Below are 24,031 nucleotides of genomic sequence, written 5' to 3'. Positions count from 1 at the left end.
ACACTCAAATGAAATTCAAACCAATGCCACCCAGCGGACCGTAGTCGACGTGGAAGGTGTCGCCCGCTCTTGCCGGGATCGGGCTCGTGAAGGAGCCGCTCAGAATGACGTCGTTCGCGTTCAGGACTTCGTCGTATGGAGCGATCTTGTTCGCGAGCCATGCAACGCCTGTCGCGGGGTGGTTCAGCACGGCGGCGGCCAGGCCGCTTTCTTCTACGGCGCCGTTCTTGTAAAGCAATGCGCCAACCCAGCGAAGGTCGACGTCCAGCGGACGTACCGGACGGCCGCCCAATACGATGCCGGCATTCGCCGCGAAGTCGGAGATGGTGTCGTAGACCTTACGCGGCGCCCTCGTTTCGCGGTCGAATTGTTCGATGCGTGCGTCGATAATCTCCACGGCCGGGGTTACGTAGGCTGTGGCGTCCAGAACATCGAAGAGCGTGACGCCAGGGCCCTTCAAGGGCTTGCTCAATATGAAGGCCAGTTCGACTTCCACGCGCGGCGCTATGAAGCGGTCGGCGCGGATGTCCTGGCCGTTTTCGATGAACATGCTGTCGAGCAACGGCGCGTAGTCGGGTTCGTCGATCTGTGACGAACGCTGCATCGCGCGCGAAGTCAGGCCGATTTTGCGGCCCTTGATCACATGGCCTTCGGCAAGCTTCAGCTTTACCCACTCGCGTTGGATCGCGTAACCGTCCTGTACGGTCATCTCGGGATACTTCGCCGAGAAGTGGCGCAGCTGCGTGCGCGTCTTCTCGGCGTTGTCGAGTTGTGCCGCAAGGTCGCGGATTGTCTGTTCATCTAGCATGATGGTTCTCTATGAGCGGCTGACAAGCCCAGTTACCGGCTCGGGATATTGGGCCGGTGCGTCAAGCCCGGGTCTCAGGCCCATGTATCAGGCTTGAAGCCGCGCGTGCAAATTGTTGTGTTTCCATGTGCCGCCTTCGCTGAATTCATTGATCTCCAGCGACAACGCCAGGCCGTGTTTTTCAAACTCTGCGGCGAAGTGCCGTTTGATCGCTTCAAACAGTGCGTCGCCGGTCGTTTTTTTTGTGGCCTCCGAGCGGCCTGCGGCGATCTTCAGGTTCGCATGCAGGAAGGCGGCGTCGGGCCGGCCGTCGGCTATGCAGTACTGCTCGCAACGCAAGGCGCGCACGCGGATGCCGCCGAGCGGATAGACGCGTTGGTCGTTGTCGCGCTGCGCATCGAGGCAAGCCGCGAGCGAGGTGCAAAGCTGCCCGATGCTCGCTTCATCAGCAAGATTGGCGCTGTATTCGAGTGTCAAATGTGGCACGGTAAGCTCCTTTCTCAGGACTCAAACGGGCAGGGGCGTCACGGGGAAGATCGCATTGATCTGGCCGGTGCCCGAACTGCCGAAATACGGGGTGACGACTTCAACCTTGCCGTCGTAACGATCCCAGCCGAGTGCACCGAGCAGCATCGCGGTGTCGTGCATGCCGCCTTCACCCCAGCATTTCTCGTTATAGAGCGGCAGCATTTCGCAGAAGGTTTTCCAGTCGCCGGCTTCCCATAACTCGACTACCCGGCGGTCCATCTGTTCGAGAAACGGGCTCCACACCTTGTGCATGAACTGCTCGGCAGTGCCGTTGTCGGCGAAGTGGTGGCTCAACGACCCGCTCGCCAGAATCGCCACGGTGCCGTCGTAACGTTCCTCGATGGCCTTGCGTACCGCGAGGCCGAAGCGCGCGCTGGTTTCGAGGTCGTGCCACATGCACCAGCCGGCTATCGATACGGTCTTGAAGTGCTGGTCGCTGTTCATATAGCGCATCGGCACCAGCGTGCCGTACTCGAGTTCGAGTGTGGTCTCGCTGTGCGCGCGGCTCTTCACGCCCATTTCGTTGGCGACTTCCGCGATCAGATCGCCGAGCCCGACATTGCCGGGATACGCGTACGGCATGTTCTTGATGAAGTGCGGCAGTTCGTTGCTCGTATAGATGCCTTCGAACTTCGGCGCGCAATTGATGTGGTATTCGCTATTCACGAGCCAATGGACGTCGAAGACGACGATCGTATCCACACCCAATTCGCGGCAGCGGCGGCCGATTTCATGGTGGCCGTCGATTGCCGGTTGACGGCAGCCCTTATGCGGGCCGTCGAGTTCGGATAGATATAACGACGGGACATGGGTGACTTTTGCTGCTAACGCGAGTTTGCCCATCGCGGTCTCCTGTTCTGTGTGGCGCGAGGCGTGATGCCTCGCGTGCAAATGACCCGCGTTTCAGACGCCCCAGCGCGGAATGTGATGCGAGCCGAGCGATACGCACACGTTCTTCGGCTCGAGGAATACTTCGTAGCTCCACGTACCGCCTTCGCGGCCCACGCCCGATGCCTTGGTGCCGCCGAACGGCTGGCGCAGATCGCGCACGTTCTGGCTGTTGACGAAGCACATGCCGGCTTGGACGGCAGCGGCGACGCGAAGCGCGCGGCCGGTGCTCTCGGTCCAGATGTAGCTCGACAGGCCGTAGGAGATGTCGTTGGCGAGTTTGATCGCGTCGGCTTCGTCGTCGAACGGAATCAGGCAGGCGACCGGGCCGAAGATCTCTTCCTGCGCGATCCGCATGCGATTGTCGACGTCGACGAATACCGTCGGCTGAACGAAGTTGCCTTTGCGCATGGCTTCGGGCAAGTCGGGTGCGTCGAGTCCGCCGCACGCGAGCGTGGCGCCTTCCTTCGGACCCAGTTCGATGTAGCTGCGCACCTTGGCCAGATGCCCCTGACTGATCATCGGGCCGACGATCGTGCCGTCGGCGAGCGGATCACCCACCGTCAAACGTTTCGCGCGTTCGATGAAACGCTCGGCAAAGCGCGCATAAATCGAGCGCTGCACCAGAATGCGCGAACCTGCCGTGCAGCGTTCGCCGTTGTTGGAGAAGATCATGAACACGGCGGCATCGAGCGCGCGTTCGAAATCGGCGTCGTCGAAAATCACGAATGGCGATTTGCCGCCCAGTTCCATCGAAAACTTTTTCAAGCCCGCCGTCTGCACGATGCGGTTGCCGGTTGCGGTCGATCCGGTGAACGACACCGCGTGCACATCCGGGTGCGCCACCAGCGGCTCGCCGGTGTCCTTGCCGAAGCCGTGCACGACGTTCAGCACGCCGGCAGGAATGCCGGCTTCGAGCGCGAGATTGCCGAGCATCGAGGCGGTTAGCGGTGATAGTTCGCTCATCTTCAACACGGCGGTATTGCCGAACGCGAGGCAGGGTGCGACTTTCCACGTTGCCGTCATGAACGGTACGTTCCACGGCGAGATCAGCGCGCAGACGCCGACCGGATGGAACAGCGTGTAGTTCAGATGCGTATCGGTGGGATACGTGTGGCCATCGACGCGCGTGCACATCTCCGCGAAATAACTGAAGTTGTCGGCGGCGCGCGGCACGAGTTGCTTACGGGTCTGCGAGATCGTCTGGCCGGTGTCCTTCGTCTCGGTCTCGGAGATGTCCGGCACGTTCTTCGCGATCAACTCGCCGAGCTTGCGGATGATCTTTGCGCGTTCCGCTGCGGGCTTGCCGGCCCACGCCGGAAATGCCTCTTTGGCCGCGCGCACGGCGGCGTCGACTTCTTCCGCACCGCCACGGGCCACTTCGGCGAGCACGTCTTGCGTTGCCGGATTGACGGTCTCGAAGTAGTCTTTCGCAGCGCTCGATTTGCCGTTGATCAGATGTTCGATTCGCATTGTGTTGTCCTTTCTCTTTAGCTGTCGATCGGAGTTAGTCCTTCAGCACTTACTCCGATCCCATGCAAAGCCGTCGTATCAGCCGCGGCCAAAATCCGCGTCGGATGCAATCGTATTGACGAGACGGCCAAGGCCGTCGATTTCGCAGACCACTTCGTCGCCCGCATTGACGTTGACGATGCCTTCCGGTGTGCCGGTCAGGATCACGTCGCCGGGTGCGAGGGTCATAAAGCTGCTCAGATATTCGATCAACGCCGGGATATCGGTGACGAGATCGCGCGTGTTGCCGTGTTGCTGCCGCGTGCCGTTCACAAACGTGCGCAATTCGAGTTGCGTGACGTCTTCGACATCGGCGGCATCGACGAACCAGGGGCCGAGCACCGTGCCGCCGTCGCGATTTTTCACGCGCAGGTTGGGACGGTAATAGTTCTCCAGGTAGTCGCGGATCGCGTAGTCGTTGGCGATCATGTAGCCTGCCACATGCTGCATGGCGTTGTCGCGCTTGACGTTCTGCGCGGTTTGGCCGATCACGACAGCCAGCTCGCACTCGTAGTGCATGAAAGTGACGTCGGCGGGGCGGCGTGTGAAGCCGCGGTGACCGATGACCGCGCCCGGGCCTTTGAGAAAGACCAAAGGCTCTTCCTGCTTGTTGAACTGCAATTCCTTCGCGTGCTCCGCGTAGTTCAAGCCAAGCGCGAAGATTGTGCCGACCTCGATCGGCGCGAGCCAGACCACTTCATCCTCACGACGCACGCGGCCGTCGGCGAGGCGCACGCCGTTGGCGTCCGGATAGGCTTCGTGAATCGCCCCTGCATACGCAACACGACCGCGCATCATTGCTGTTCTCCAACTTGTTCTGCTGCACCGACAAACGACACCTCGAGCGGCGGCAATCCGCCAATCGATAGCGTGGCCGTGTCGCCGATATGGGCAACTGGCGAACCATGAGGCACGCCGAGCGTAATGACGTCGCCGGCACTCAGTGTCATGAAATCGGTTACGTCCGCAAGCAATTGCGCCACGTTGCGTACCGCCGACGCAGTACCCGCAGTGAAGACCTCGCGTCCTGGAAGCGAAACCTTGATCGCAAGATTGTCCGGCGCCGCGATATGACGCGCCGCAACCACCGCCGGTCCGATCACGCAAAAACCGTCGCGCGCCCGGAACCGTACCGAAGGCCGGTACACGCTCGCATGCGGCACGCTCAGATCGGCGACCAGCGTATAGCCGGCGATGTAGTCGAACGCCTGATCCGCGCTAACGCGTGTTGCAGTGCGGCCGATCACGATACCCAGCGAAGCGCCGACTTCCACGCCCAGTGCATCGTCAGGCACGACGACACGGGCGCGATGACCGGCGAACGTATTGCGCGGCTTCAGATAGAGAATCGGCGCTTTGGGCGGGGCTTTATAGGGTGCGGCATGTACCGCTTCGCCCAACGCCGCCAAAGCGGCCCGGTCGTTCAGCAAGGTTCCATAAACGGCGCCGGAAACCGGCGCACGGCAGGCAATGCCGCGTGCGAGCAGCGCGGCAACGGTGCGCGCATCCACGTCGCGAGGCAGCGCGTCGCCTTCGGGATGCAGCAGGTGATCGGCAAGTGCAAACATAAATTAGCTGTCTCTCGGCAAAAACACTAACATGTTAGTAGTATTGCGCTTGATATCATCCACGGTCAATAGCCTGTCGGCCGATCGCGGGTTTTCCCTTAAGCTTCGACAGCTGCTTTTAACTTATTCGCCATGTCCGCTTCCGCTTCTACCCGAGTTTTGCACCGCAACCTGCCGATGTTGTTGCTGCGCGCCAGAGAAAAAATGATGGAGCGTTTCCGGCCATTGATTACCGCGCACGGATTGACCGAGCAGCAATGGCGCGTGATTCGTGCGCTCAATGAGCACGGGCCGATGGAGCCGCGCCACATCTCCGATATCTGCACGATTTCGAGCCCGAGCATGGCCGGCGTGCTCGCGCGCATGGAGAGTATGGAACTGGTGACCAAGGAGCGTTTCGCGGAAGACCAGCGCCGTGTGCTGGTGTCACTCACCGATACGAGCGTGGACCTGGTGCGCGTGATCTCGAAGGATCTCGAAGCGCACTATCGCGAGCTGGAGCGCAAGGTCGGGCCGGAAATCGTCGAGCGCGTGTATCGCGCGGTCGACGATCTGCTTGCCGGGCTTGAAGAAGAGGACGGGTGAAGCAGCCGCTCAGTCGCCCTGGTCGGGCGCTGAGGCCTGTGTAGCAGCATTCTCGCGCAGCCCGAGCAGCCACGGAATCTGGCTTTTGTCGTGCATGCCGAGCTTCTTGTACGCGCAGCGCAGATAGTGGCGCACGGTGGTGGGCGAAATCGCCATGCGTTGCGCGACTTCCTTGTGCGAGAGGCCGTCGCCGTACAGCTTGATCGCACTCAGCTCGCGCGGACTCAAACGGTCGAGCGGCGAGCGTTGGCGCGCTTCCAGCTGAAACAGGCCGACCACCGGCGAGCAGCTCACCGTCACCGTTTCGCCAACATACGGCTGCCCCGTGTCCGCATGCATATGCGCGATCAGCGGCGCCGGCAGATGCTGGTTCTGATAGCCCGGCCATTCGCTGCGCAGAATGGTTTCGAACGCTTTATCCGCCTGGTGCACTGCGCCGAAGCCATCGCAGATCGCACGTGCCGGCGTGGAGACGCCTTCGCCGCGTTCACGCGTCAATTGAAACGAACGGCTGATCGTCAGCGCCGCGCTTAAGTGCGGAATCACATCCTCCAGCGTTTGCGCGTCCGCCGCGGAGAATGGCTTGTCGAGCGCGCGGCGATACACCGAGAGGAAAGTCGCGAGCCCGAAGCGATGATCCAGCGCCGACACCACCATCAGTTGTGCGAGTCCATATTTGATCGCCCAGTTGCGAAAACGCGGATCGATGCCGGGCGCCACGATCGACACGTTCAGCGCGCGGCCGTAGCGGTTCATCGAGCCGATCGCGAGCGGATCGCAGTCGCGCACGCGCTGCCAGTCGGTAAAGAACTCGCCCGGCAGGCCATAGACGAAGCTGTTGTGCATCACCGGACCGTTGGCCGTGTGTGTGGTCACGCCGGTCCAGCCGGCGTCGAACGGCAGGTGCTGCGATAGAAGGCGGAAGAAGCCGTGCTCGAATTCACCGATGCCGGTGCGGTTGGCAAGCGCATAGAGGTCGAGCAGGAACAGGCTGAGGCCGCGCGCCGCGGTGCCGTTGCCGGCAAGCGTGCCTTCGAAGTCGGCGCTGCGCTGTTCGAGCGGCGCGCCTGCGTAGTCGTCGAGCGGAATGGCGTGGGGCATTTCGCCCAACTGATCGATAACCCGCTTCGTGTCTGCGGTGACTGTCACGCTGGCTCCTTCGGCTGTCGATACGGCGCGTGCGGCCGCTTGTGCGGCGAGCGAACCGATTATACGTGGCGCTTTTTTGAAAAACGCTGCACTAGAAATGGCGCTATGCCCCCCTCATTTGAACGGCCCCGAGCTGCGGATGCCGTGCCGCGTCATTGCACCGGGCCGTTCGACACAACCACGCCTATCAATCGCACCGGGCTCCGCGCAATCACGTGCGGGTTTTCCATACCGTTCATCTGGACGTCTGTTCAGCGCAATTGCCGCTACCGACACTGCCGTTGCACTCGATAAGGAATGCAGCCCGCAGCAACGGACACATTACAAAAACATCAGACGGTTTGGAGCTTCTCGATGAAACGAAACGAATCACGGCAGCGCAGCGGTCGACGAAAGACGTTAGCGGCATTGAGCATGGCGGCGGGTTTCTGCACCGCGACCGCCCACGCGCAATCGAGTGTCACGCTGTACGGCTTGATCGATGCCGGCATTCAATACCGCACGAACGCGGACGGCCAGCACAGTGCGGTCAATTTGCAGAACTACGGCGTGTTGCCCTCGCAGATCGGATTGACCGGCACGGAAGATCTGGGGGGCGGCCTGCAGGCAATCTTCCGCCTTGAGCAGGGCATCAACGTGAATGACGGCACGGCCACGGTGCCGGGTTATGCGTTCTTTCGCGGGGCTTACGTTGGGTTGAGCGGCAAGTTCGGCACCATCACGCTCGGGCGGCAGTTCAGCGTACTGTTCGATCGCACGGTTTTCTATGACCCGTTGCTGTATGCGGCATACAGCGGGCAGGGCGTGCTGGTGCCGCTGTCGGCCAACTTTATCGATAACTCGGTGAAGTTCAAGACGGCCGACTATGGCGGCTTCAGTGCCGAAGCCCTGGCGGCGACCGGTGGCGTGGCGGGCAATTCGCGCTCAGGCCGGGTGCTGGAAATCGGCGCGCAATACGGCGGCAACGGCTACGGCATTAGCGCGGCGCTGCATCGGGCGCAAGGCACGGCATCCGCCGATGGGGATACCTCGGGATTGCAGCAGACCATCGGCACGCTGGCCGCGCATTGGGACATCGCGACGCTTTCGCTGTATGGCGGCGCGGAGCGGCAAACCGGACCGCTCGCGCCGTCGAAAACGGTGGCGTGGGGCGGGGCGCGCTACCAGCTCAACAATTTCGTCGGCCTCGCGGGCGGCGTCTATCAGACCTGGTCGAACACGCCGAGCGTCGGCCATCCGACGCTGTTCATCGCGAGCGGCACCTACGCGCTGTCAAAGCGCACGGTGGCGTATATGAATCTGGGCTATTCGCGCAACAGCAGTCAAAGCTCGCAACCGGTCTATGAATACGACGCAACGCCGCTCGATGGCGCCTCGCAATTCGGCGCGATGCTCGGCATGTATCACACGTTCTGATTGCCCATGCGCCGGCGTGCCGCTTCAGTTTCGACAGCGTCGACCTGTATTCGCCTCCCGTAGGCCGCTTGTCGGCCTTCGTTGCAACCGCAACCGTTAACTCACGAGCCCCATGAAAACTCCTTCGACCTCTTCATTTGCCACGGCCACTGCGCCTGGGACGTCCGCGGTCGCGCCGCGCGAATTCGCGACGTCGACGCTGCTGTCTCTGGTGGTGTTCGCCGCCATCACGCCGTTGTTGCTGCTGGTCGCGCCGGCCGTCGCTGCGCAACTCGGCGGACAGCTCGGTTTGAGCGCCTCGCAGATCGGCACGTATTTCTTCGTCGAACTCGGCGCGTTCAGCTGCGCGACCTTGCCATCGCTCTTATGGTTGGGACGTGTCGACGCACGCCGTGTCGCGGCGATCGCCACGGTGGTGTTTTGCCTCGGCAATTTCGCCACGGCTGTGCTGATGCCGGGCTTCGTTGCGTTGCTGGTGCTGCGCGCGTTGACCGGGCTCGGCGGCGGCACGCTGATGGTGCTGTGCATGACGAGCGCGGCGACAAGCGGCAATCGCGACCGCGTGTATGGCTTGTGGGTGGTCGGTCAACTGGTGGCCGGTGCGCTCGGCCTGTTCGTGCTGCCGCATCTGTTTGACGCGTTCGGCTTGCGCGCGCTGTATGTCGTGCTGGCCGTGCTCGCGCTGATTGCATCGCCGCTCACGCGCGGCTTCGATCCCGCATTGGGCGACACCGGCGGCAAGCACGCGCACCAGGCTGGGGCCGGCGTGAACGGCGCAAGCACCATGAGCACTACAAACAGCACATGGTTTCTCGCGACGCTGGTGATCGGCGGCGTGCTTGCTTTCTATGTGGCGATCGGCGGCGTCTGGACGTTTGCGAGCAAGGCGGCGTCGCTTGCTGGACTCGACGCGGGACATACCGGCGAGCTGCTGGCGGTCGCAAGCGTGATGGGGATCGTCGGCGCGGCGTGCGCGTCGTTCATCGGCAACCGTATCGCACGGGCCGCGATGCTGCTGACGGGTTACGCGATTCTCGTTGCGGCCTTGCTCGGTCTGTCGGCGCATCCCGGTTCGACGGGCTATGCCGCCGCGATCTTCGCCTTCAAATTCGCGTGGACCTTCGTGCTGCCGTTCATCCTCGCCGCAGCCGCAAAAACCGATACGTCGGGGCGTTTGATCGCCACGCTGAACTTTGTGATCGGTGCGGGACTTGCGGTCGGCCCACTGATCGCCGGCTTTCTCCTCGACGCCGGCGCGGGTCTCAATACGCTGTTTCAGGGTGCGGCAGTGATCTGCGCCTTGTCTTTTGTTTGCCTGCTGCGTGTCGAGCGTAATGGGCGTGAAGTGCCGGGCGCGCGTCGGTGAGCGTGCAGTCGAACCCGGTCGATTTGAATCCGCAAGTGAACTACAGGTAAGAGCAATCATGAGCAAAACAGCATTTTTCACGGACGAACGCACCTTCTGGCATACGGGTGGCACGCATGCGCTGTTCTTTCCGGTCGGTGGCTGGGTGCAACCGCCATCGAGTAGCGGCTACGCGGAATCTCCCGATTCGAAACGCAGGCTGCTGGCGCTGATCCAGACCTCGGGGCTGGCGGCGTCGCTCGACATGCAGGGGGCGGAGCTTGCCACTGAAGACGATTTGCTGCGCGTCCATCCGCGCGATTATCTGACCCGTTTCAAGGCGCTCAGCGACACGACCGGCGGCGATCTGGGCGACCTCGCACCGTTCGGCAAGGGCAGCTATGAGATCGCTGCGCTGTCCGCAGGGCTTGCCATCAGCGCGCTCGACACCGTGCTCGACAAGCGGGCAAGCAACGCATTCTCGTTGTCCCGTCCGCCCGGTCATCACTGTCTGCGCGACAAGCCGATGGGCTTCTGCCTGCTCGCCAATATTCCCATTGCGATCGAGGCGGCGCGTGCCAAGCATGGTGTCGAACGCGTCGCGGTGATCGACTGGGACGTGCATCACGGCAACGGCACGCAGTCGATCTATTACGACGATCCCAACACGCTGACCATTTCGCTGCATCAGGATCGCTGCTTTCCGCCGGGCTACAGCGGAGCGGACGAGCGCGGCATGGGCGCGGGCGTGGGGGCCAACGTGAACATTCCGCTATTGCCGGGTGGCGGGCACGACGCCTATCTTTATGCGTTCGAGCGCATCGTGTTGCCCGCGCTCGACGCGTTCGGGCCGGATCTGATCGTCGTGGCGAGCGGGCTCGACGCGAGCGCGGTCGATCCGCTCGCGCGCATGCTGCTGCACAGCGAGAGCTATCGCACGATGACGCAACTGATGCGCGATGCCGCCGAACGTTATTGCAGCGGACGTCTGGTGATCGTGCACGAAGGCGGGTATTCGGAAGCGTATGTGCCGTTCTGCGGGCATGCCATTGTCGAAACGTTGGCGGACGTGCGTACGCAAGTTACCGATCCGATGCTAGACCTGGCGATCGCGCAGCAACCGAATGAACGCTTCAAGGCGTTTCAGCGCGGGTTGATCGACGAACTGGCCGGTGAGTTCGGGCTGTAATCCCTTTGGCGGCTCTGAAACCACCAAGACCCTCGGGCGCCAGGTTTCTTAGGCGCTCCGGGCCGCTTAAAACCGCGGGCTTTGTCATCCTTATGGTCGATGCCGCCGCGCTCGCGGCCTCCGTACAGTAGTCACAGGCGCCGCGGCCTGGCGCTCGAAGCGGGTCAAGCCGCGGCAAATCATCGAACTACTGGAGCCATACAGACATGACATCTCAACCCGTTTTCATCCAGGTCGGCGCGCTGGCCGAAGGTTTCGCCCCCGACAGCCACATCCTGCCGCCCGTCGACGATCTGACCGGGCGCACGTTGCGGCTTGAATTCGCCGAGGGTCCCGCTGAGACGCTGACGTTCGTCTCCTCCGGTGTGCTGCGTGCGGCGAACGGTCAATTCGAATGCCGGATCACGTCGGTGCGCGACGGCATCTACTTCGTCGACTACATCGGCGGCGGAGACGGGTCGCTGCCGGCCGCAACGAGCTACGTGCTCGATGTGAAGCAGGGTTTGTGCACCTCGGTGGTCGGCACGTTGCCGAACGAAAGCGAAGCCCGTACCGATGCGTTCACGCGAGTCGAGCGGGGCATGGAGTTGACCGGCGTACGGGCGCGGTTCCGTCACGGCAGGATCGCCCCGCAGGGCGCTCAGGCAGGGACGGAAGCGACGTTGCATCATCCGACTCGCGAACTGATCGGCATGCGCAACCTGTACACGTATAGCGCCACGGAACAGTACGAACACGTCTATCTGAACGACAACTTCTATGCGTGGCAATGCCTCTCAGGCGTGGAAGCAGGTCTCGCCGATGTGGACCGTTGCCACTACATTGCCATCGCCAACGATCTGTACCTGTTTGTGTGGCGCGAAAAGATCATTCCGACGCTCGGCGTGGTGATGATCGATCTCGAACGCAAGAAGACCGACGGCAAAATTTTTGGTTATCAGGGCAACCAGTTCGACACGCTGTCGAATTTCCCGGTCGGTGCACTCGCACAAGTGCTCAACGTGACCCGGCATCCGCAATGAGCGGCGCCGCACAGCATACGACTAGCGTGCGTGATTTCGCCGGCAAGACGGTGCTGGTGACCGGCGGCGCGCAAGGCATCGGGCGCGGCATCGCCGAAGCGTTTGCCGCGCGTGGCGCTTCGGTGGCGATTGCGGATCTGCGCATCGCCGGCGCTTCGGAAGCGGCGCAACGTCTTACGCAACAGGGCGGTGTGGCCCGCGCGTACGAAGCCGATATGGCCGAGTACGCGCAGATCGAGCGCCTCGTCGCCGATGTGGAAGCAGACCTCGGCAGGCTCGACGTGGTCGTGCACAACGCCGCGTATTTCCCGCTCACCGCCTTCGATGCGATTACGCCCGCAATCCTGCAGCGCACCTTCGCCGTGAATCTCGCCGCGCTGTTCTGGCTTGCGCAGGCAGCGACGCCCGCGTTTATCCGACAAGGCGGCGGGCGGATGCTGGCGACCTCATCGGTGACGGGCCCGCGCGTGGCGTATCCGGGGCTCGCGCACTATGCGGCGTCGAAGGCCGGTGTGAACGGCTTCATTCGCGCCGCGGCGTTGGAGCTGGCGAAGCACCGGATCACGGTCAACGGTGTCGAGCCCGGCATGATTCGCACGCCCGCGATGGGCAATCTGGGCGACGACGCGCACAACCGCCGTATCGAACAGGCGATACCGCTCGGGCGATTAGGCGAACCGTCGGATATCGCGGCGGCCATGCTGTTTCTGGCTTCCGACGCGGCCTCGTACATCACCGGCCAAACCATTGTGGTCGACGGCGGTGCGACCTTGCCTGAGTCGACCGCCGTGATGAGCTAAGACCTCGCTTACATATGGTCGAACGCCAGCGTCGGCACATCGACGATCGAGGAGCCGCCGTCGGCAACGAGGGTGGCGCCCGTCACGATCGACGCAGCGGGCGACACCAGAAACTCGCATACGGCGGCAATTTCTTCGGCGTGCGCGGGGCGGCGCAACGGCACGTCGGCGCAGACACGCTGATAGGCCGCGTCGAGTGTTTCGTCGTAGTGCTGCATCAGCGGTTGCATTTCCGCGTCGGCCATCGGCGTGCGGACCCAGCCGGGACAGACCGCGTTGACGCGCACGCCGTGCGGGCCATAGTCGCGCGCGAGCGAGCGTGTCAGGCCGATCAGCGCGTGCTTCGACGTGGTGTAGCCGCATACGGCGGGGCCCGCTGCGAGCGATGCGATCGAGGCGACCAGCACGATCGCGCCGCGTCGTTCGATCAGTTCGGGCAGGCAGGCGCGGGCGGCGACGAAGGCCGTGTCGAGATTCGCGCGCATCGCGGCGGACCAGGCGGCGTCGTCGGTTTCGGTGGCGGTGCCCATGCCGAAACCGCCGGCGCAGGCGATCAAGGCATCGACAGCGCCGCCGTCGGCCTTGATCGCGGTGATGAAGCGCTGCCAGTCGGCGGCGCTGGCGGCGTCGCCATCGAGTGCCAGGCCGCCGGTTTCGCGCGCTACCCGTTCGAGCGGCTCGCGGCGCCGGCCGATCAGTGCCACGCGTGCGCCGCGCGAAGCAAACAGCCGCGCGCAGGCTTCACCGATACCGGTGCCCGCGCCTGTGATGACAACCGTGCGTTGTTGGGACATGGCGTTCCTTACGAATGTGAATGGACGTGACTGGACGTGATTTAGCGTGACGGAAGGAATGAAGCGTGAATCCAGTGTCTGGAGTCTAGACACGCGAGACGTACCGCGGAATCAGGCAAAAGGATGACAACGCTACCGTCGAGTGAGTGCACGGGGTGCGTCGATTTGCCAATTCGTGCTCACGCTATGGAATCGCACGTTCGTACGATGGTCTTGAGCTGGTGAACCCGGAGAGCGCCATGTTGAACACAATCCGCGACGAAGCCGCGTCCCAAAGCGCCTTCATGCCCGCACTGGGCGCCGCAGTGAGTGCGCTCGCGCAACTGGTGCGGCCCTCGGCGACGGTCTTCTACTGGGTCGGCGCGGACAACGAACCGTCGGGTTTCGAGCTGTTCGGCATGGCCGAGACGATGCACCGCACCTATTTGCAGCGCTACTGCACGCTCGATCCGATGCATCCGTCGCGCTTCTCGACGCAGACGGGCAGCGTGCTCACGCTCGCGGGCGAGCTGCCCGAGACGGTGCGCGGCGGCTCGGTGTATTGGCGGCGCTTCCTGAATCCGCATCAGGTGGTCGATGTGATGGAGATCCTCCTGCGGGATGGTACCCGTCCTGCAGCGGCGTTTTCACTGCTGCGCATGGCACCCGCTGAAGCTTTCTCCGAGGGCGACCAGCAACACGCAAGGGCGGTGCAACCACTGCTGGAAGCCGCGCTGGTGCCGGCGCTGCGTGACCAGCGGCCGATGCGCACGCATGTGCGCCACGGCGGAGACGTCGATGCCGATTTCCGTTCGAACCTGACCCATCGCGAACAACAGATCGCACGCCTCGTGCGCAACGGCTTATCGAACAAGGAGATTGCGCGCGATCTCGCGCTCGCGCAGCCCACCGTCAAAACGCACCTGTTGCGTATGTTCCGCAAGCTTGGCGTGTCGAGCCGCACGGAAATGATCGGCGCGCTGTTTCTATAGAGGACCGACGCCATGATCGACACCTCGCCGATGGATGACACGCGCGTCGAACCGGTCGAGGCCGATGAGCCGATGCTGCTCTATGCCGTCGCCGCCGTAGCGATAGAGCGCGCCGACAGCATGCATGGCGCTCGCTGGTTCCAACGCCGGCAGACCGCTCTGGCCGCAGTGATCTCACGCGAAGAAGACGTGTCCGACATTCTGCTGCGTCTGCCCGATAGCTGGAACATCGTCGACGGCGCGCGCTGCGTCGGCCTGCATGACGACATCGACATTCTGAGCGGCGATCCGCGCTTCAACCGCGGCTTCGTCGAAGCGAATTGTGCAATTGCCGGCCATAGCGACGGCGTGCGTTTTGCGCTGTTCATGCAGATCAATGCGGCAGAAGCGGTGTTGTTGCCCGAACGGCTGTTCGTGCAGCGCGACGCGTTCGAGCGTTGCCTGTACGGGTAACGACGAGCAATCAGCCACGAGCAAGTAAGCCCGTGCGCCTGCCCGCAAGCGACTGCTAGATGTTTTCCCTTAACCAGTGGCGCGCCTGCCGATTAGCGCTAACGGCGGACAAACCACCGTGACACCATGCCTCAACACGATGGCCCTGCGGCCATGGATCAGGTAGCAACGAGACATCAACGAGAGACCCAGAATATGAGTAACGATGCAACGGTTGTCGTCAGCGATGCGGTTCGCGCGTTCGTGCAACGCGATTTCGGCCTCTTTATCGGCGGCGCGCAGCAACGCGCGCATTCGGAGCGTCGTCTCGACGTATTCAATCCGGCGAGCGGCGAACGCCTCGCGACGGTGGTGGATGCGGACGCAACCGACGTCGACCGTGCGGTGAGCGACGCGCGCGCCGCGTTCGATGCGCGCGTGTGGAGCGGCCTGCGTCCCGCCGATCGCGAGCGTATTCTGTTGCGCTTCGCCGATCTGCTTGAAGCCAACGCCGAAGACCTCGCGCAACTCGAAACCTTGAATCAGGGCAAGTCGATCAACATCGCCCGCGCGGTGGAAGTGGGGGCGACGATCGAGTACGTGCGCTATATGGCGGGCTGGGCGACCAAGATTACCGGCGAAACGCTGGACGTGTCGATTCCGTTTCCGCCCGGCACACGCTATACGGCATTCACACGTAAGGAGCCGATCGGCGTAGTGGCAGGCATCGTGCCGTGGAATTTCCCGTTGATGATCGCCGTGTGGAAGCTGGTGCCGGCGCTCGCGGCGGGTTGCACCATCGTGATCAAGCCGTCGCCGGAAACGCCGTTGACGGCGCTGCGTCTGGCCGAATTGGCGCTCGAGGCCGGTGTTCCTGCGGGCGTGTTCAACGTCGTCACCGGTGGCCGCGAATGCGGAGCCGCGCTCGCGGCGCATCCTGGCATCAGCAAGATTTCGTTCACCGGTTCGACGCCGACGGGCAAGCTGGTCGGCACGGCCGCCGTGCAGAACATGACGCGTTTTTCGCTGGAGCTCAGCGGCAAGAATCCGGCGGTGATGCTCGCCGATATCGACGTCGAGCAGGCGGTTCAAGGCGCGCTGGCAGGCGGCTTCTTCAACCAGGGGCAGGTATGCGCGGCGGCCTCGCGCATTTACGTGCATCGCAGCAAGTACCGGCAGGTGGCGGAAGGTCTCGCCGATGTCGCCAACGCCATGACGCTGGGACCTGGCCTCGCCCCGACGGCGCAGATCAATCCGCTCGTGTCCGCGCAGCACCGCGACCGCGTCAATCAGCACATCGCGCGTGCCCAGGCAGCCGGTCTGAAGTTTCTTGCCGGTGGTAAGCCGGTCGATCTGCCGGGCTACTACGTTCGCCCCACCGTCATCGCTGACGTGCCGCACGACGCGGCAATCGTGCGCGACGAAGTGTTCGGACCCGTGCTCGCCATCGTGCCGTTCGACGATCCGCTCGAAGCGCTGCGCCTCGCCAACGATTCGCCGTACGGCCTCGCCGCGAGCCTGTGGAGCAATGACCTCAAGACCGTGATGAACCTCGTGCCGCAAATCGAGGCGGGCACCGTGTGGGTCAACTGCCACGTACCGCTCGATCCGGGTATGCCGTTCGGCGGCTTCAAACAATCGGGCGTCGGCCGTGAATTCGGCAAGTATGCCATCGAAGGTTTTACGGAAACCAAGTCCGTGTGCATCGCGCATTGAACCGAACGCCGGCACATGCCAGCCACACGAACCTGCCAACATACTGGACTTAACGGAGTGAGCACTATGGGAACGAACGATTCCGCCTTCTGGCATCCGATGCAGCACCCGGCCGAAATGCAGCAGCGCGAGCCGATCCGTATCGTGCGCGGCGACGGCTGCTATGTGTTCGACGATCGCGGCAACAAGCTCGTCGACGGCGTGGCCGGTCTCTGGAACGTCAACGTCGGCCACAACCGGCGTGAAGTGAAGGACGCGATTGTGCGTCAGCTCGACGAACTCGAATACTTCCAGCTCTTCGATGGTATTTCGCATCCGCGCGCCGAGGAGTTGTCGAAGGTGCTGATCGAGATGCTTGAGCCGGAAGGCATGCGCCGCGTGATCTACAGTTCGGGCGGCTCGGATGCGGTCGAATCCGCGTTGAAGCTCGCACGTCAATACTGGAAGCTGAAAGGCGAAGCGGATCGCACCAAGTTCATTTCGCTGAAGCAGGGCTATCACGGTACGCATTTCGGCGGCGCTTCGGTGAACGGCAATACTGCGTTCCGGCGCAATTACGAGCCGAATCTGCCGGGCTGTTTTCATGTGGAAACGCCGTGGCTCTATCGCAATCCGTTCACGCAGGATCCTGCAGAGCTCGGCCGGATCTGTGCCGAGATGCTGGAGCGCGAGATCATTTTCCAAAGCCCCGACACGATTGCCGCGTTCATCGCTGAACCGGTGCAAGGCGCGGGCGGCGTGATCGTGCCGCCGGAAAACTACTGGCCGCTGATTCGTGAAGTGTGCGACAAGTACGGCATTCTGCTGATCGCCGACGAAATCGTCACGGGCTTTGGCCGGACCGGCAGCATGTTCGGCAGTCGAGGCTGGGGTGTGAAGCCCGACATCATGTGCTTTGCGAAGGGCATTTCTTCCGGCTACATTCCGCTTGGCGCGACCGCGTTCAACGAGCGTATCGAGCAGGCCTTCATGAGCAACGCGAATTTTACCGGCGCGTTGATGCACGGTTACACCTATGCGGGGCATCCGGTTGCGTGCGCGGCGGCACTCGCCAACCTGAAGATCGTCAAGGACGAGAACCTGCCTGCCAACGCCGCTCAGCAGGGTGCCCATCTGCTCGAAGCGCTGCGGCCGTTCGCCGAACGCTATGCAGCGGTAGGCGACGTGCGGGGCAAAGGCCTGATGGTTGCGCTCGATCTGGTGAAGTCGAAGCAGACCCGCGAGCCGATCGACCCGACCTCGGGCTATGCCAACGCCGTGGCCGAAGTGGCGCGTGCACACGGCGCGCTGGTGCGGCCGGTCGGCACGAAAATCATCCTGTCGCCGCCGCTGGTGGTCGAATCGGCGCAGCTCGACGCATTGGTCGCCGCATTGGCTGCGGGCTTCGATGAAGTGAAATTTGCATAATTGACTTGGTCAAGTGTTGAGGCGCGCTGCAGAATGCACAGGTGCATTCCGGGTTGGGGCAGCGCGCGATGAAACTGAATCCGTGGAAATGTCGCGGTTCTTTATATCGAACCGTATCCGCCAGCCTGGAATAACATTGCTTCTTCATTTGCCGCGGAGGCGCTGCGAGTTGCGGCCCTTTTCTGCGCCCAGGTTGGCGTCCGCTACGACAGGCCGGACCGTCATCGCATGAATGTAGCCTGTTCAGAGTAGGCGGGAGGGGACATGGACTTCCGGATCAGCACGCTTGCCGACGTGCACGATCATTCGCTGGCGGTGAGCGGCTGGGAACAGGTTTATCGTCAGATGACGCCGGGCCGCTTCCAGAGCACGCTCGTGCAGGCGAGTTCGGCCGACTTTCATTTCTTTCGCGAAACCACCAATCGCCGTGTGGCGCAGCATGGCGTGTCGCCGTCCGGTCTGGCTTCGATCGCGGTGCCGCTGTATGCGCCGCTCGTCGGCACGTTTCAGGGGCGGCGGGTGGATGGGTACGCACTGCTGCTGCTCGGTGCGGGCGAGGAGTTTCGCTTCTACACGCCGGAGTCGATGCACTACGCAGGCATCAGCGTGTCCGCCGACATGATGGACGACCTGCTGGGCGTGGTGGTGGGGGAGCATGCCGGCCGTCAGGTCAAAAGCGGCGTGCTGACGCTTGCCGATGAGCAGGGCGTGATGCTGCGTGAACGGCTCGCGCCCTTTCTCGACGCAGCCGAGCGCAATGCTGCTGCGTTTGCGCATCCCGCCGCGACCAAAGTCTTCCGCGACGAAATGATCAGCGTGCTGCTCGGCCTGATCGAAAGCGCGTCGCAGACGGCGCCGCGAGACCTCACGCACACCACGTATAGCGACATCGTGCGGCGCTGCGAACGTATTCTGCAAGACAACGCCGAACAACCGATCACCGTGCTCGATCTGTGCCGCGCGCTGCGGTGCAGTCGCCGAACCTTGCAAACCAGCTTTCAGCGCGTCGCCAATGTGACGCCTGTCGAATACCTGCGTTCGATCCGGCTCAACGCCGTGCATCGGCTGCTACGCATGACGAGTGTGGAAGAACTATTGATCGGCGACGCTGCTTGCCGCTGGGGCTTCACGCACCTCGGCTATTTCGCCCGCGAATATCGCGACCTGTTCGGCGAATTGCCTTCGCAGACGCCGCGTTTGAGCTGACGGCCGGCACGCGTTTTCAGGGCCGTGCGGGCGTGCGGTCCTGCTTGCGCGAGATTTTGCGCGATGCGCTGCCGACGCTCAGCCCGATTCTCAGCCCAATCCTGAATCATGAACGGTCCCCGTTTGCGGGCGTGCTTGCGCGCGTCCCGCCCGATCTTTCACGTCTGGATTAGATGCCTTGGTTGGCCACCTGAACCGACACCTAGGCGTAAACCCAAGTTCGCGCTGCGTTGCCGATTTGTGCTCCCGCTCGGCATTTTTGGTTTTCTACAGTGCATCAACACTTGCACTGCGCCCGACCTCGTCGTGATGCAGACGAAGCAAAATCCAGGAGCAAAACTATGAGCGTCGTCGCTGAACCGTCACCGTCCACCGAGTTGCGCAAGGGGGCGTTGGGACTGGGCTTCATCATCTTCTTCGTGATCTCGGCGGCCGGGCCGCTGGTCGCGATCGCAGGTGGCTTTCCAATCGGCATTATGCTCGGCAACGGCGCAGGCACACCGGCCCTGCTGGTCGCGACGGTAGTGATCCTGTTGATGTTTTCCGCCGGCTATACGGCCATGTCGCGGCACGTGACCAACGCGGGTGGCTTCTATGCGTTCACGGCTCGCGGTCTTGGCGGCACGGCGGGCGGCGCGGCCGCCCTGATCGCACTGCTCGGCTACAACACGATGCAGATCGGTTTGTACGGCATGTTCGGCGCGGTGGCCTCGGGCTTCCTGAACGCGCACTTCAACCTCAATACGCCATGGTGGATCTGCTCGCTCGCTGCGATGGCCAGCATCGGCGTGTTCGGCTACCGGCAGATCGATCTGTCCGCGAAGGTTCTCTCGCTGCTGGTATTGGGCGAATACATCGTTGTATTGATCCTCGATCTGGCCATTCTGAAAAGCGGCGGCGATAGCGGCATCAACGCGGCTTCGTTCACGCCGCATACCGTCATGAGCGGCACGCCGGCAATTGGCTTTCTGTTCTGCTTCGCGAGCTTCATTGGTTTCGAAGCGACCACGATCTACAGCGAAGAGGCGAAAGACCCGCAACGCACGGTGCCATTGGCGACTTACATTTCAGTGCTGCTGATCGGCGTGTTCTATGCGTTCTCCGCGTGGTGCATGGTGATCGGCGCGGGCAGCGACAAGATCGTCAAGACGCTCACCGCATTGAGCGATCCGACCACGTTCCTCTACACGCTCTCCGATCACTACGCCAACAAGACGCTGACCGCGGCGATGAGCGTGCTGTTCATCACGAGCGTGTATGCGGGTCTGCTGGCGTTTCACAATTCGGCGTCGCGCTATTTCTTTGCAACCGGTCGTGAGGGTTTACTGCCGCAAGCGCTCGGCCGTACGCATCGGGTGCATCGCAGCCCGCATATCGGCTCGCTTTTGCAAACGGCGGTAGCCGCGATCGTGGTGCTGGTCTTCATTGTCGCGCACGCCGATCCGGTTCTGACACTGTTCTCGTGGCTCACGAATGTCGCGACGCTTTGCATCATCGCGTTGATGGCCCTGTCGTCAGCGGCGGTGTTCGTGTTCTTCAGGCGCATCGGCCGTGACGACATGGGCGCGATGCGCGTGGGCGTGTTGCCGGTGCTGTCGGGTCTCGCTCTCGTGGTTGTGCTGGTGCTCGCGATCGTGAATTTTCCGCTCCTGACCGGTGCGGATGTGGGCGTGTCGTACGCGTTGACCGCCTTGCTGCCGATTTTCGCGGTGGCCGGCGTGCTCGCGGCGAAGAAGCTCAAGCAGCGTGACCGACAGGCGTTCGACCGGCTCGGGCGGTCGAGGTTGTAAAGCCTGTCGTTAAAGCGTTGCGACAACAAGATTTGAATGGCGGTTAGGAGGACATCGTGGAAATGGAGATCAAATGAGCTTTCGTACCATTCTCGCAGCAAGCTTCGTAGGCGGCGCGTGTACCGTCATGATGCCGGTCGTGCAAGCGGCGCAAGCGGCTGCCGCGGCATCCGCTCCGGCTGTGCCAGCTGCGGCACCCGGCGCGCGTCCCAACGTGCTGCTGATCGTCGCCGACGACGTCGGGCGCTCGGATATCGGCGCATTCGGCAGCGAAATCGCCACGCCGAATCTCGATGCACTGGTCGCGCGCGGCCGCCTGCTCGACACGATGTATGTCGCGCCGACCTGTTCGCCGACCCGCTCGATGCTGCTCTCCGGCATGGACAATCACCTGGCCGGTGTCGGCAACATGGCGGAGATGATCACGCCGCATCTGACACCCGAGGAGGTCAACCATCCCGGCTACGAAGGCGGCTTGAATCAGCGGGTGGCGGCCTTGCCGGAAATCATGAAAGACGCCGGCTACTGGACCGTAATGGCCGGCAAATGGCATCTGGGCGGCAGCGACGGCATGCGTCCCGACCAGCGTGGCTTCGAACGCTCTTATGCATTGATGAATGGCGGTGCGTCGCATTTCAGGCAGAAGGTGATGACGATCACGTCGGATGCGCCGGAGCCGACCTATCGCGAGAACGGCAAGAAGATCGACCTGCCTGCCGACTTCTATTCATCGCGGACGTACACCGACAAGCTGATTGCCTATCTGCAGGATGCGCAGCGCGGCGGCAAGCCGTTCTTCGCGTATGCGGCCTATACGGCGGCGCATTTGCCGCTGCAAGCGCCTGACGATGAATTGCAGAAGGTGCGCGGCAACTACGACGTCGGCTATGACGTGATCGCGCAGCGTCGCATCGACAAGATGAAGCGCCTCGGTCTCGTACCGAACGACGCGAAGCCTGCGCCGCTGCCGGCGGGGACGAAACCGTGGAGCGCCTTGAGCGCCGACGAGAAGGCGCGTTCGGCCCGCACGATGGAAGCATATGCGGGGCTGATGGACGATCTCGACCGCAACGTCGGCCGCCTGATCGATTACCTGAAGGCGAGCGGCCAGTACGACAACACGCTGATCGTGTTCCTGTCGGACAACGGCCCGGAAGGCAACAAATGGGACGAGGACAGCGGCAACGCCAGGTGGATTGCGCAGACCTTCGACAATTCGCTCGGCAACATCGGCCGAGCCAATTCCTTCGTGTTCGAGGGACCGGCGTGGGGGCAGGTGAGCGCACAACCATTCCGCCTCTTCAAGGCGTACACCAATGAAGGCGGGATCCGTTCGCCGGCCTTCGTGTCGTTCCCCGGACATGTGCAGGCGGGCAAGAGCGAACAGGTGCTCACCGTCAAGGATCTGACGCCGACCATTCTCGATTTCGCCAATATCGGGCAGCCGGGCATCGAATTCCACGGCCATACCGTGCTGCCGATGCAGGGCATGTCGATGAAACCGTATCTGACCGGCGAGCGCAAACGCGTGCATGTGGACGACTACGTGTACGGCATGGAGTTGATGGGGCGCAACGCGCTGCGCAAGGGCAACTGGAAGCTGGTCTATTCCTACGACAACGGCAAGGGTCACTGGCAACTGTACGACCTCGCGCATGACCGCGCCGAGCTGCACGATCTTTCCGCGAAGCGCCCTGAAGTACTCGAGCAGATGCTGACCGAGTGGGCGCAATACGTGCAGCAGAACAACGTCGTCGAGACGTGGCGCGATACGTCTTACCCGCGCATGGACTACTGAGGAGAGCCGGCATGAGCATGCACCTCCGGAGATCGATCGTGCGCTATGGGGTAACGGTTGCGTGCGTCGTGCTGACTCAGGCGACGCCGGCGGCCACGTTGACGGCCGGCGCCGCACCGCAAGCCGTGCCGCCAGGTAATCTGCAAGCTTGCAAGGCATTCAACGGTTTGCCGCCGGCATCGTCAGATAGCGATCAGGTGCGCGTGCCGGCGGGCAGCTTTGTGATGGGTTCTGATGGCGGCTATCCGGAAGAAGCACCCGCACGCAGCGTAAAAGTGGGCAGCTTCATGATCGATCGCTATGACGTGACGAACGCGGAATTTGCCCGCTTCGTTGCCGCGACCGGTTACAGGACGCTCGCCGAACGCGGACTCGATGCGAAGCGCTATCCGTCATTGCCGGCTGAGATGACGCGGCCCGGTTCGACGGTCTTTCTGCCGCCGAAGAACCTGCTGGTCGGCGCGATGCAGTGGTGGCATTTCGTGCCGGGCGCCGACTGGCGTCATCCCACCGGACCCGGCAGTTCGATCGACGGGCTCGGCAACCATCCGGTCGTCCATATCGCGTATGAAGATGCGCTGGCCTACGCGAAGTGGCGCGGCCGCGATCTGCCGACCGAAGCCGAGTACGAGTATGCGGCGCACGGCGGTACGTCGACCGCTTATCCGTGGGGCGACACCTTCGCGATCCGCTCGAAGATGATGGCCAACACCTGGCAGGGCGCCTTTCCGTTTCAGAACACCGCGAAAGACGGCTTTGTGTCGACTTCTCCGGTCGGCTGCTTTCCGGCCAACGGCTATGGGCTATACGACATGGTCGGCAATGTCTGGCAATGGGTGAAGGACCCGTGGCAGCAGAACCACGCGCAACAGGCAAGCGAGCCGCCGCCGAACCCGAACGTCGATCTCGAAGACGCGCTGGTGGCGAAGGCGCGCAGCACCGATCTCGGCACCATCAAGGGCGGCTCGTTTCTGTGTTCGCCGATCTATTGCAAACGCTACCGGCCGAGCGCACGGCATGCGCAGGACGTGACGATGGGCACCAACCACATCGGTTTTCGCACGGTGTTGAGGTTGCCTGGGTCATAGGCGCGCCGGCTTGAGCGCC

The 24,031-nt window shown here is 62.7% G+C and carries 22 protein-coding genes; 14 read left to right on the top strand and 8 right to left on the bottom strand.

Annotated elements, in window-relative coordinates; translation table 11 throughout:
- Window positions 1–4: 4 nt before the first annotated feature.
- From hpaH to PQQ86_RS31885, 6 genes are all read right to left on the bottom strand, one after another.
- On the bottom strand, window positions 5–808 hold the full coding sequence (hpaH, locus tag PQQ86_RS31910; protein WP_408276218.1) for a 2-oxo-hept-4-ene-1,7-dioate hydratase: 804 nt from the start codon (window positions 806–808) through the stop codon (window positions 5–7).
- Window positions 809–895: 87 nt separating this feature from the next.
- Window positions 896–1,294, bottom strand: a complete 399-nt coding sequence (locus tag PQQ86_RS31905; RefSeq protein ID WP_408276215.1) for a 5-carboxymethyl-2-hydroxymuconate Delta-isomerase — start codon at window positions 1,292–1,294, stop codon at window positions 896–898.
- Between the two features lie 21 nt (window positions 1,295–1,315).
- The gene (hpaD, locus tag PQQ86_RS31900; protein WP_408276213.1) at window positions 1,316–2,179 is read right to left on the bottom strand and encodes a 3,4-dihydroxyphenylacetate 2,3-dioxygenase; all 864 of its coding nucleotides are present in this window, start codon (window positions 2,177–2,179) and stop codon (window positions 1,316–1,318) included.
- Window positions 2,180–2,239: 60 nt separating this feature from the next.
- Window positions 2,240–3,697, bottom strand: a complete 1,458-nt coding sequence (hpaE, locus tag PQQ86_RS31895; RefSeq protein ID WP_408276210.1) for a 5-carboxymethyl-2-hydroxymuconate semialdehyde dehydrogenase — start codon at window positions 3,695–3,697, stop codon at window positions 2,240–2,242.
- Between the two features lie 78 nt (window positions 3,698–3,775).
- Window positions 3,776–4,534 carry a fumarylacetoacetate hydrolase family protein gene (locus PQQ86_RS31890; RefSeq protein ID WP_408276207.1) on the bottom strand — a complete coding sequence of 253 codons (759 nt, stop codon included), beginning with the start codon at window positions 4,532–4,534 and terminating at the stop codon, window positions 3,776–3,778.
- The gene (locus tag PQQ86_RS31885) at window positions 4,531–5,304 is read right to left on the bottom strand and encodes a fumarylacetoacetate hydrolase family protein (RefSeq protein WP_408276204.1); all 774 of its coding nucleotides are present in this window, start codon (window positions 5,302–5,304) and stop codon (window positions 4,531–4,533) included. Before PQQ86_RS31885 ends, PQQ86_RS31890 begins: the two co-directional genes overlap by 4 nt.
- Before the next feature lie 177 nt (window positions 5,305–5,481).
- Between PQQ86_RS31885 and hpaR the strand changes: the two genes are divergently transcribed.
- Window positions 5,482–5,889, top strand: a complete 408-nt coding sequence (hpaR, locus tag PQQ86_RS31880; protein ID WP_408276200.1) for a homoprotocatechuate degradation operon regulator HpaR — start codon at window positions 5,482–5,484, stop codon at window positions 5,887–5,889.
- A 9-nt stretch (window positions 5,890–5,898) separates the two neighbouring features.
- On the opposite strand, the gene PQQ86_RS31875 is transcribed toward hpaR, so the two are convergent.
- A complete protein-coding gene (locus tag PQQ86_RS31875) occupies window positions 5,899–7,038 on the bottom strand; it encodes a response regulator transcription factor (RefSeq protein ID WP_408276197.1) in 1,140 nt (379 codons plus the stop codon).
- A 354-nt stretch (window positions 7,039–7,392) separates the two neighbouring features.
- Between PQQ86_RS31875 and PQQ86_RS31870 the strand changes: the two genes are divergently transcribed.
- The 5 genes from PQQ86_RS31870 (at window position 7,393) to PQQ86_RS31850 (ending at window position 12,810) form a co-directional block, all read left to right on the top strand.
- Window positions 7,393–8,454 carry a porin gene (locus PQQ86_RS31870; RefSeq protein ID WP_408276194.1) on the top strand — a complete coding sequence of 354 codons (1,062 nt, stop codon included), beginning with the start codon at window positions 7,393–7,395 and terminating at the stop codon, window positions 8,452–8,454.
- Window positions 8,455–8,566: 112 nt separating this feature from the next.
- Window positions 8,567–9,820 carry an MFS transporter gene (locus PQQ86_RS31865; RefSeq protein WP_408276191.1) on the top strand — a complete coding sequence of 418 codons (1,254 nt, stop codon included), beginning with the start codon at window positions 8,567–8,569 and terminating at the stop codon, window positions 9,818–9,820.
- A 58-nt stretch (window positions 9,821–9,878) separates the two neighbouring features.
- On the top strand, window positions 9,879–10,988 hold the full coding sequence (locus tag PQQ86_RS31860; protein WP_408276188.1) for a histone deacetylase-like amidohydrolase: 1,110 nt from the start codon (window positions 9,879–9,881) through the stop codon (window positions 10,986–10,988).
- Between the two features lie 206 nt (window positions 10,989–11,194).
- On the top strand, window positions 11,195–12,010 hold the full coding sequence (locus PQQ86_RS31855) for a MoaF C-terminal domain-containing protein (RefSeq protein WP_408276185.1): 816 nt from the start codon (window positions 11,195–11,197) through the stop codon (window positions 12,008–12,010).
- A complete protein-coding gene (locus PQQ86_RS31850; RefSeq protein ID WP_408276182.1) occupies window positions 12,007–12,810 on the top strand; it encodes an SDR family oxidoreductase in 804 nt (267 codons plus the stop codon). Before PQQ86_RS31855 ends, PQQ86_RS31850 begins: the two co-directional genes overlap by 4 nt.
- An 8-nt stretch (window positions 12,811–12,818) precedes the next feature.
- On the opposite strand, the gene PQQ86_RS31845 is transcribed toward PQQ86_RS31850, so the two are convergent.
- Window positions 12,819–13,604, bottom strand: coding sequence for an SDR family NAD(P)-dependent oxidoreductase (locus PQQ86_RS31845; RefSeq protein WP_408276180.1), 786 nt, complete (start codon window positions 13,602–13,604; stop codon window positions 12,819–12,821).
- 239 nt (window positions 13,605–13,843) lie between these two features.
- On the opposite strand from PQQ86_RS31845, the gene PQQ86_RS31840 reads away from it, so the two are divergent.
- The 8 genes from PQQ86_RS31840 (at window position 13,844) to PQQ86_RS31805 (ending at window position 24,012) form a co-directional block, all read left to right on the top strand.
- The gene (locus PQQ86_RS31840; protein WP_408276177.1) at window positions 13,844–14,575 is read left to right on the top strand and encodes a response regulator transcription factor; all 732 of its coding nucleotides are present in this window, start codon (window positions 13,844–13,846) and stop codon (window positions 14,573–14,575) included.
- A 12-nt stretch (window positions 14,576–14,587) separates the two neighbouring features.
- The gene (locus PQQ86_RS31835; protein ID WP_408276174.1) at window positions 14,588–15,028 is read left to right on the top strand and encodes a hypothetical protein; all 441 of its coding nucleotides are present in this window, start codon (window positions 14,588–14,590) and stop codon (window positions 15,026–15,028) included.
- Window positions 15,029–15,223: 195 nt separating this feature from the next.
- Window positions 15,224–16,723: an aldehyde dehydrogenase family protein gene (locus tag PQQ86_RS31830; RefSeq protein ID WP_408276171.1), complete on the top strand. Its 1,500-nt coding sequence runs from the start codon at window positions 15,224–15,226 to the stop codon at window positions 16,721–16,723.
- A 66-nt stretch (window positions 16,724–16,789) separates the two neighbouring features.
- On the top strand, window positions 16,790–18,130 hold the full coding sequence (locus tag PQQ86_RS31825; protein WP_408276168.1) for an aspartate aminotransferase family protein: 1,341 nt from the start codon (window positions 16,790–16,792) through the stop codon (window positions 18,128–18,130).
- 264 nt (window positions 18,131–18,394) lie between these two features.
- Entirely contained in the window at window positions 18,395–19,336 is a 942-nt protein-coding gene (locus PQQ86_RS31820) for a helix-turn-helix domain-containing protein (protein ID WP_408276166.1), read from the top strand.
- Window positions 19,337–19,677: 341 nt separating this feature from the next.
- Window positions 19,678–21,126 carry an APC family permease gene (locus PQQ86_RS31815; RefSeq protein ID WP_408276163.1) on the top strand — a complete coding sequence of 483 codons (1,449 nt, stop codon included), beginning with the start codon at window positions 19,678–19,680 and terminating at the stop codon, window positions 21,124–21,126.
- Between the two features lie 73 nt (window positions 21,127–21,199).
- A complete protein-coding gene (locus PQQ86_RS31810; protein ID WP_408276160.1) occupies window positions 21,200–22,924 on the top strand; it encodes an arylsulfatase in 1,725 nt (574 codons plus the stop codon).
- 11 nt (window positions 22,925–22,935) lie between these two features.
- Window positions 22,936–24,012, top strand: coding sequence for a formylglycine-generating enzyme family protein (locus PQQ86_RS31805; RefSeq protein WP_408276158.1), 1,077 nt, complete (start codon window positions 22,936–22,938; stop codon window positions 24,010–24,012).
- Window positions 24,013–24,031 lie beyond the last annotated feature (19 nt).

It is taken from the genome of Paraburkholderia sediminicola (genome assembly GCF_046026675.1).
Taxonomy (GTDB): Bacteria; Pseudomonadota; Gammaproteobacteria; order Burkholderiales; family Burkholderiaceae; genus Paraburkholderia; species Paraburkholderia sediminicola_F.
Note: the sequence above shows the minus strand (reverse complement) of the source record. Positions and strands in the feature narration are given on the sequence as shown.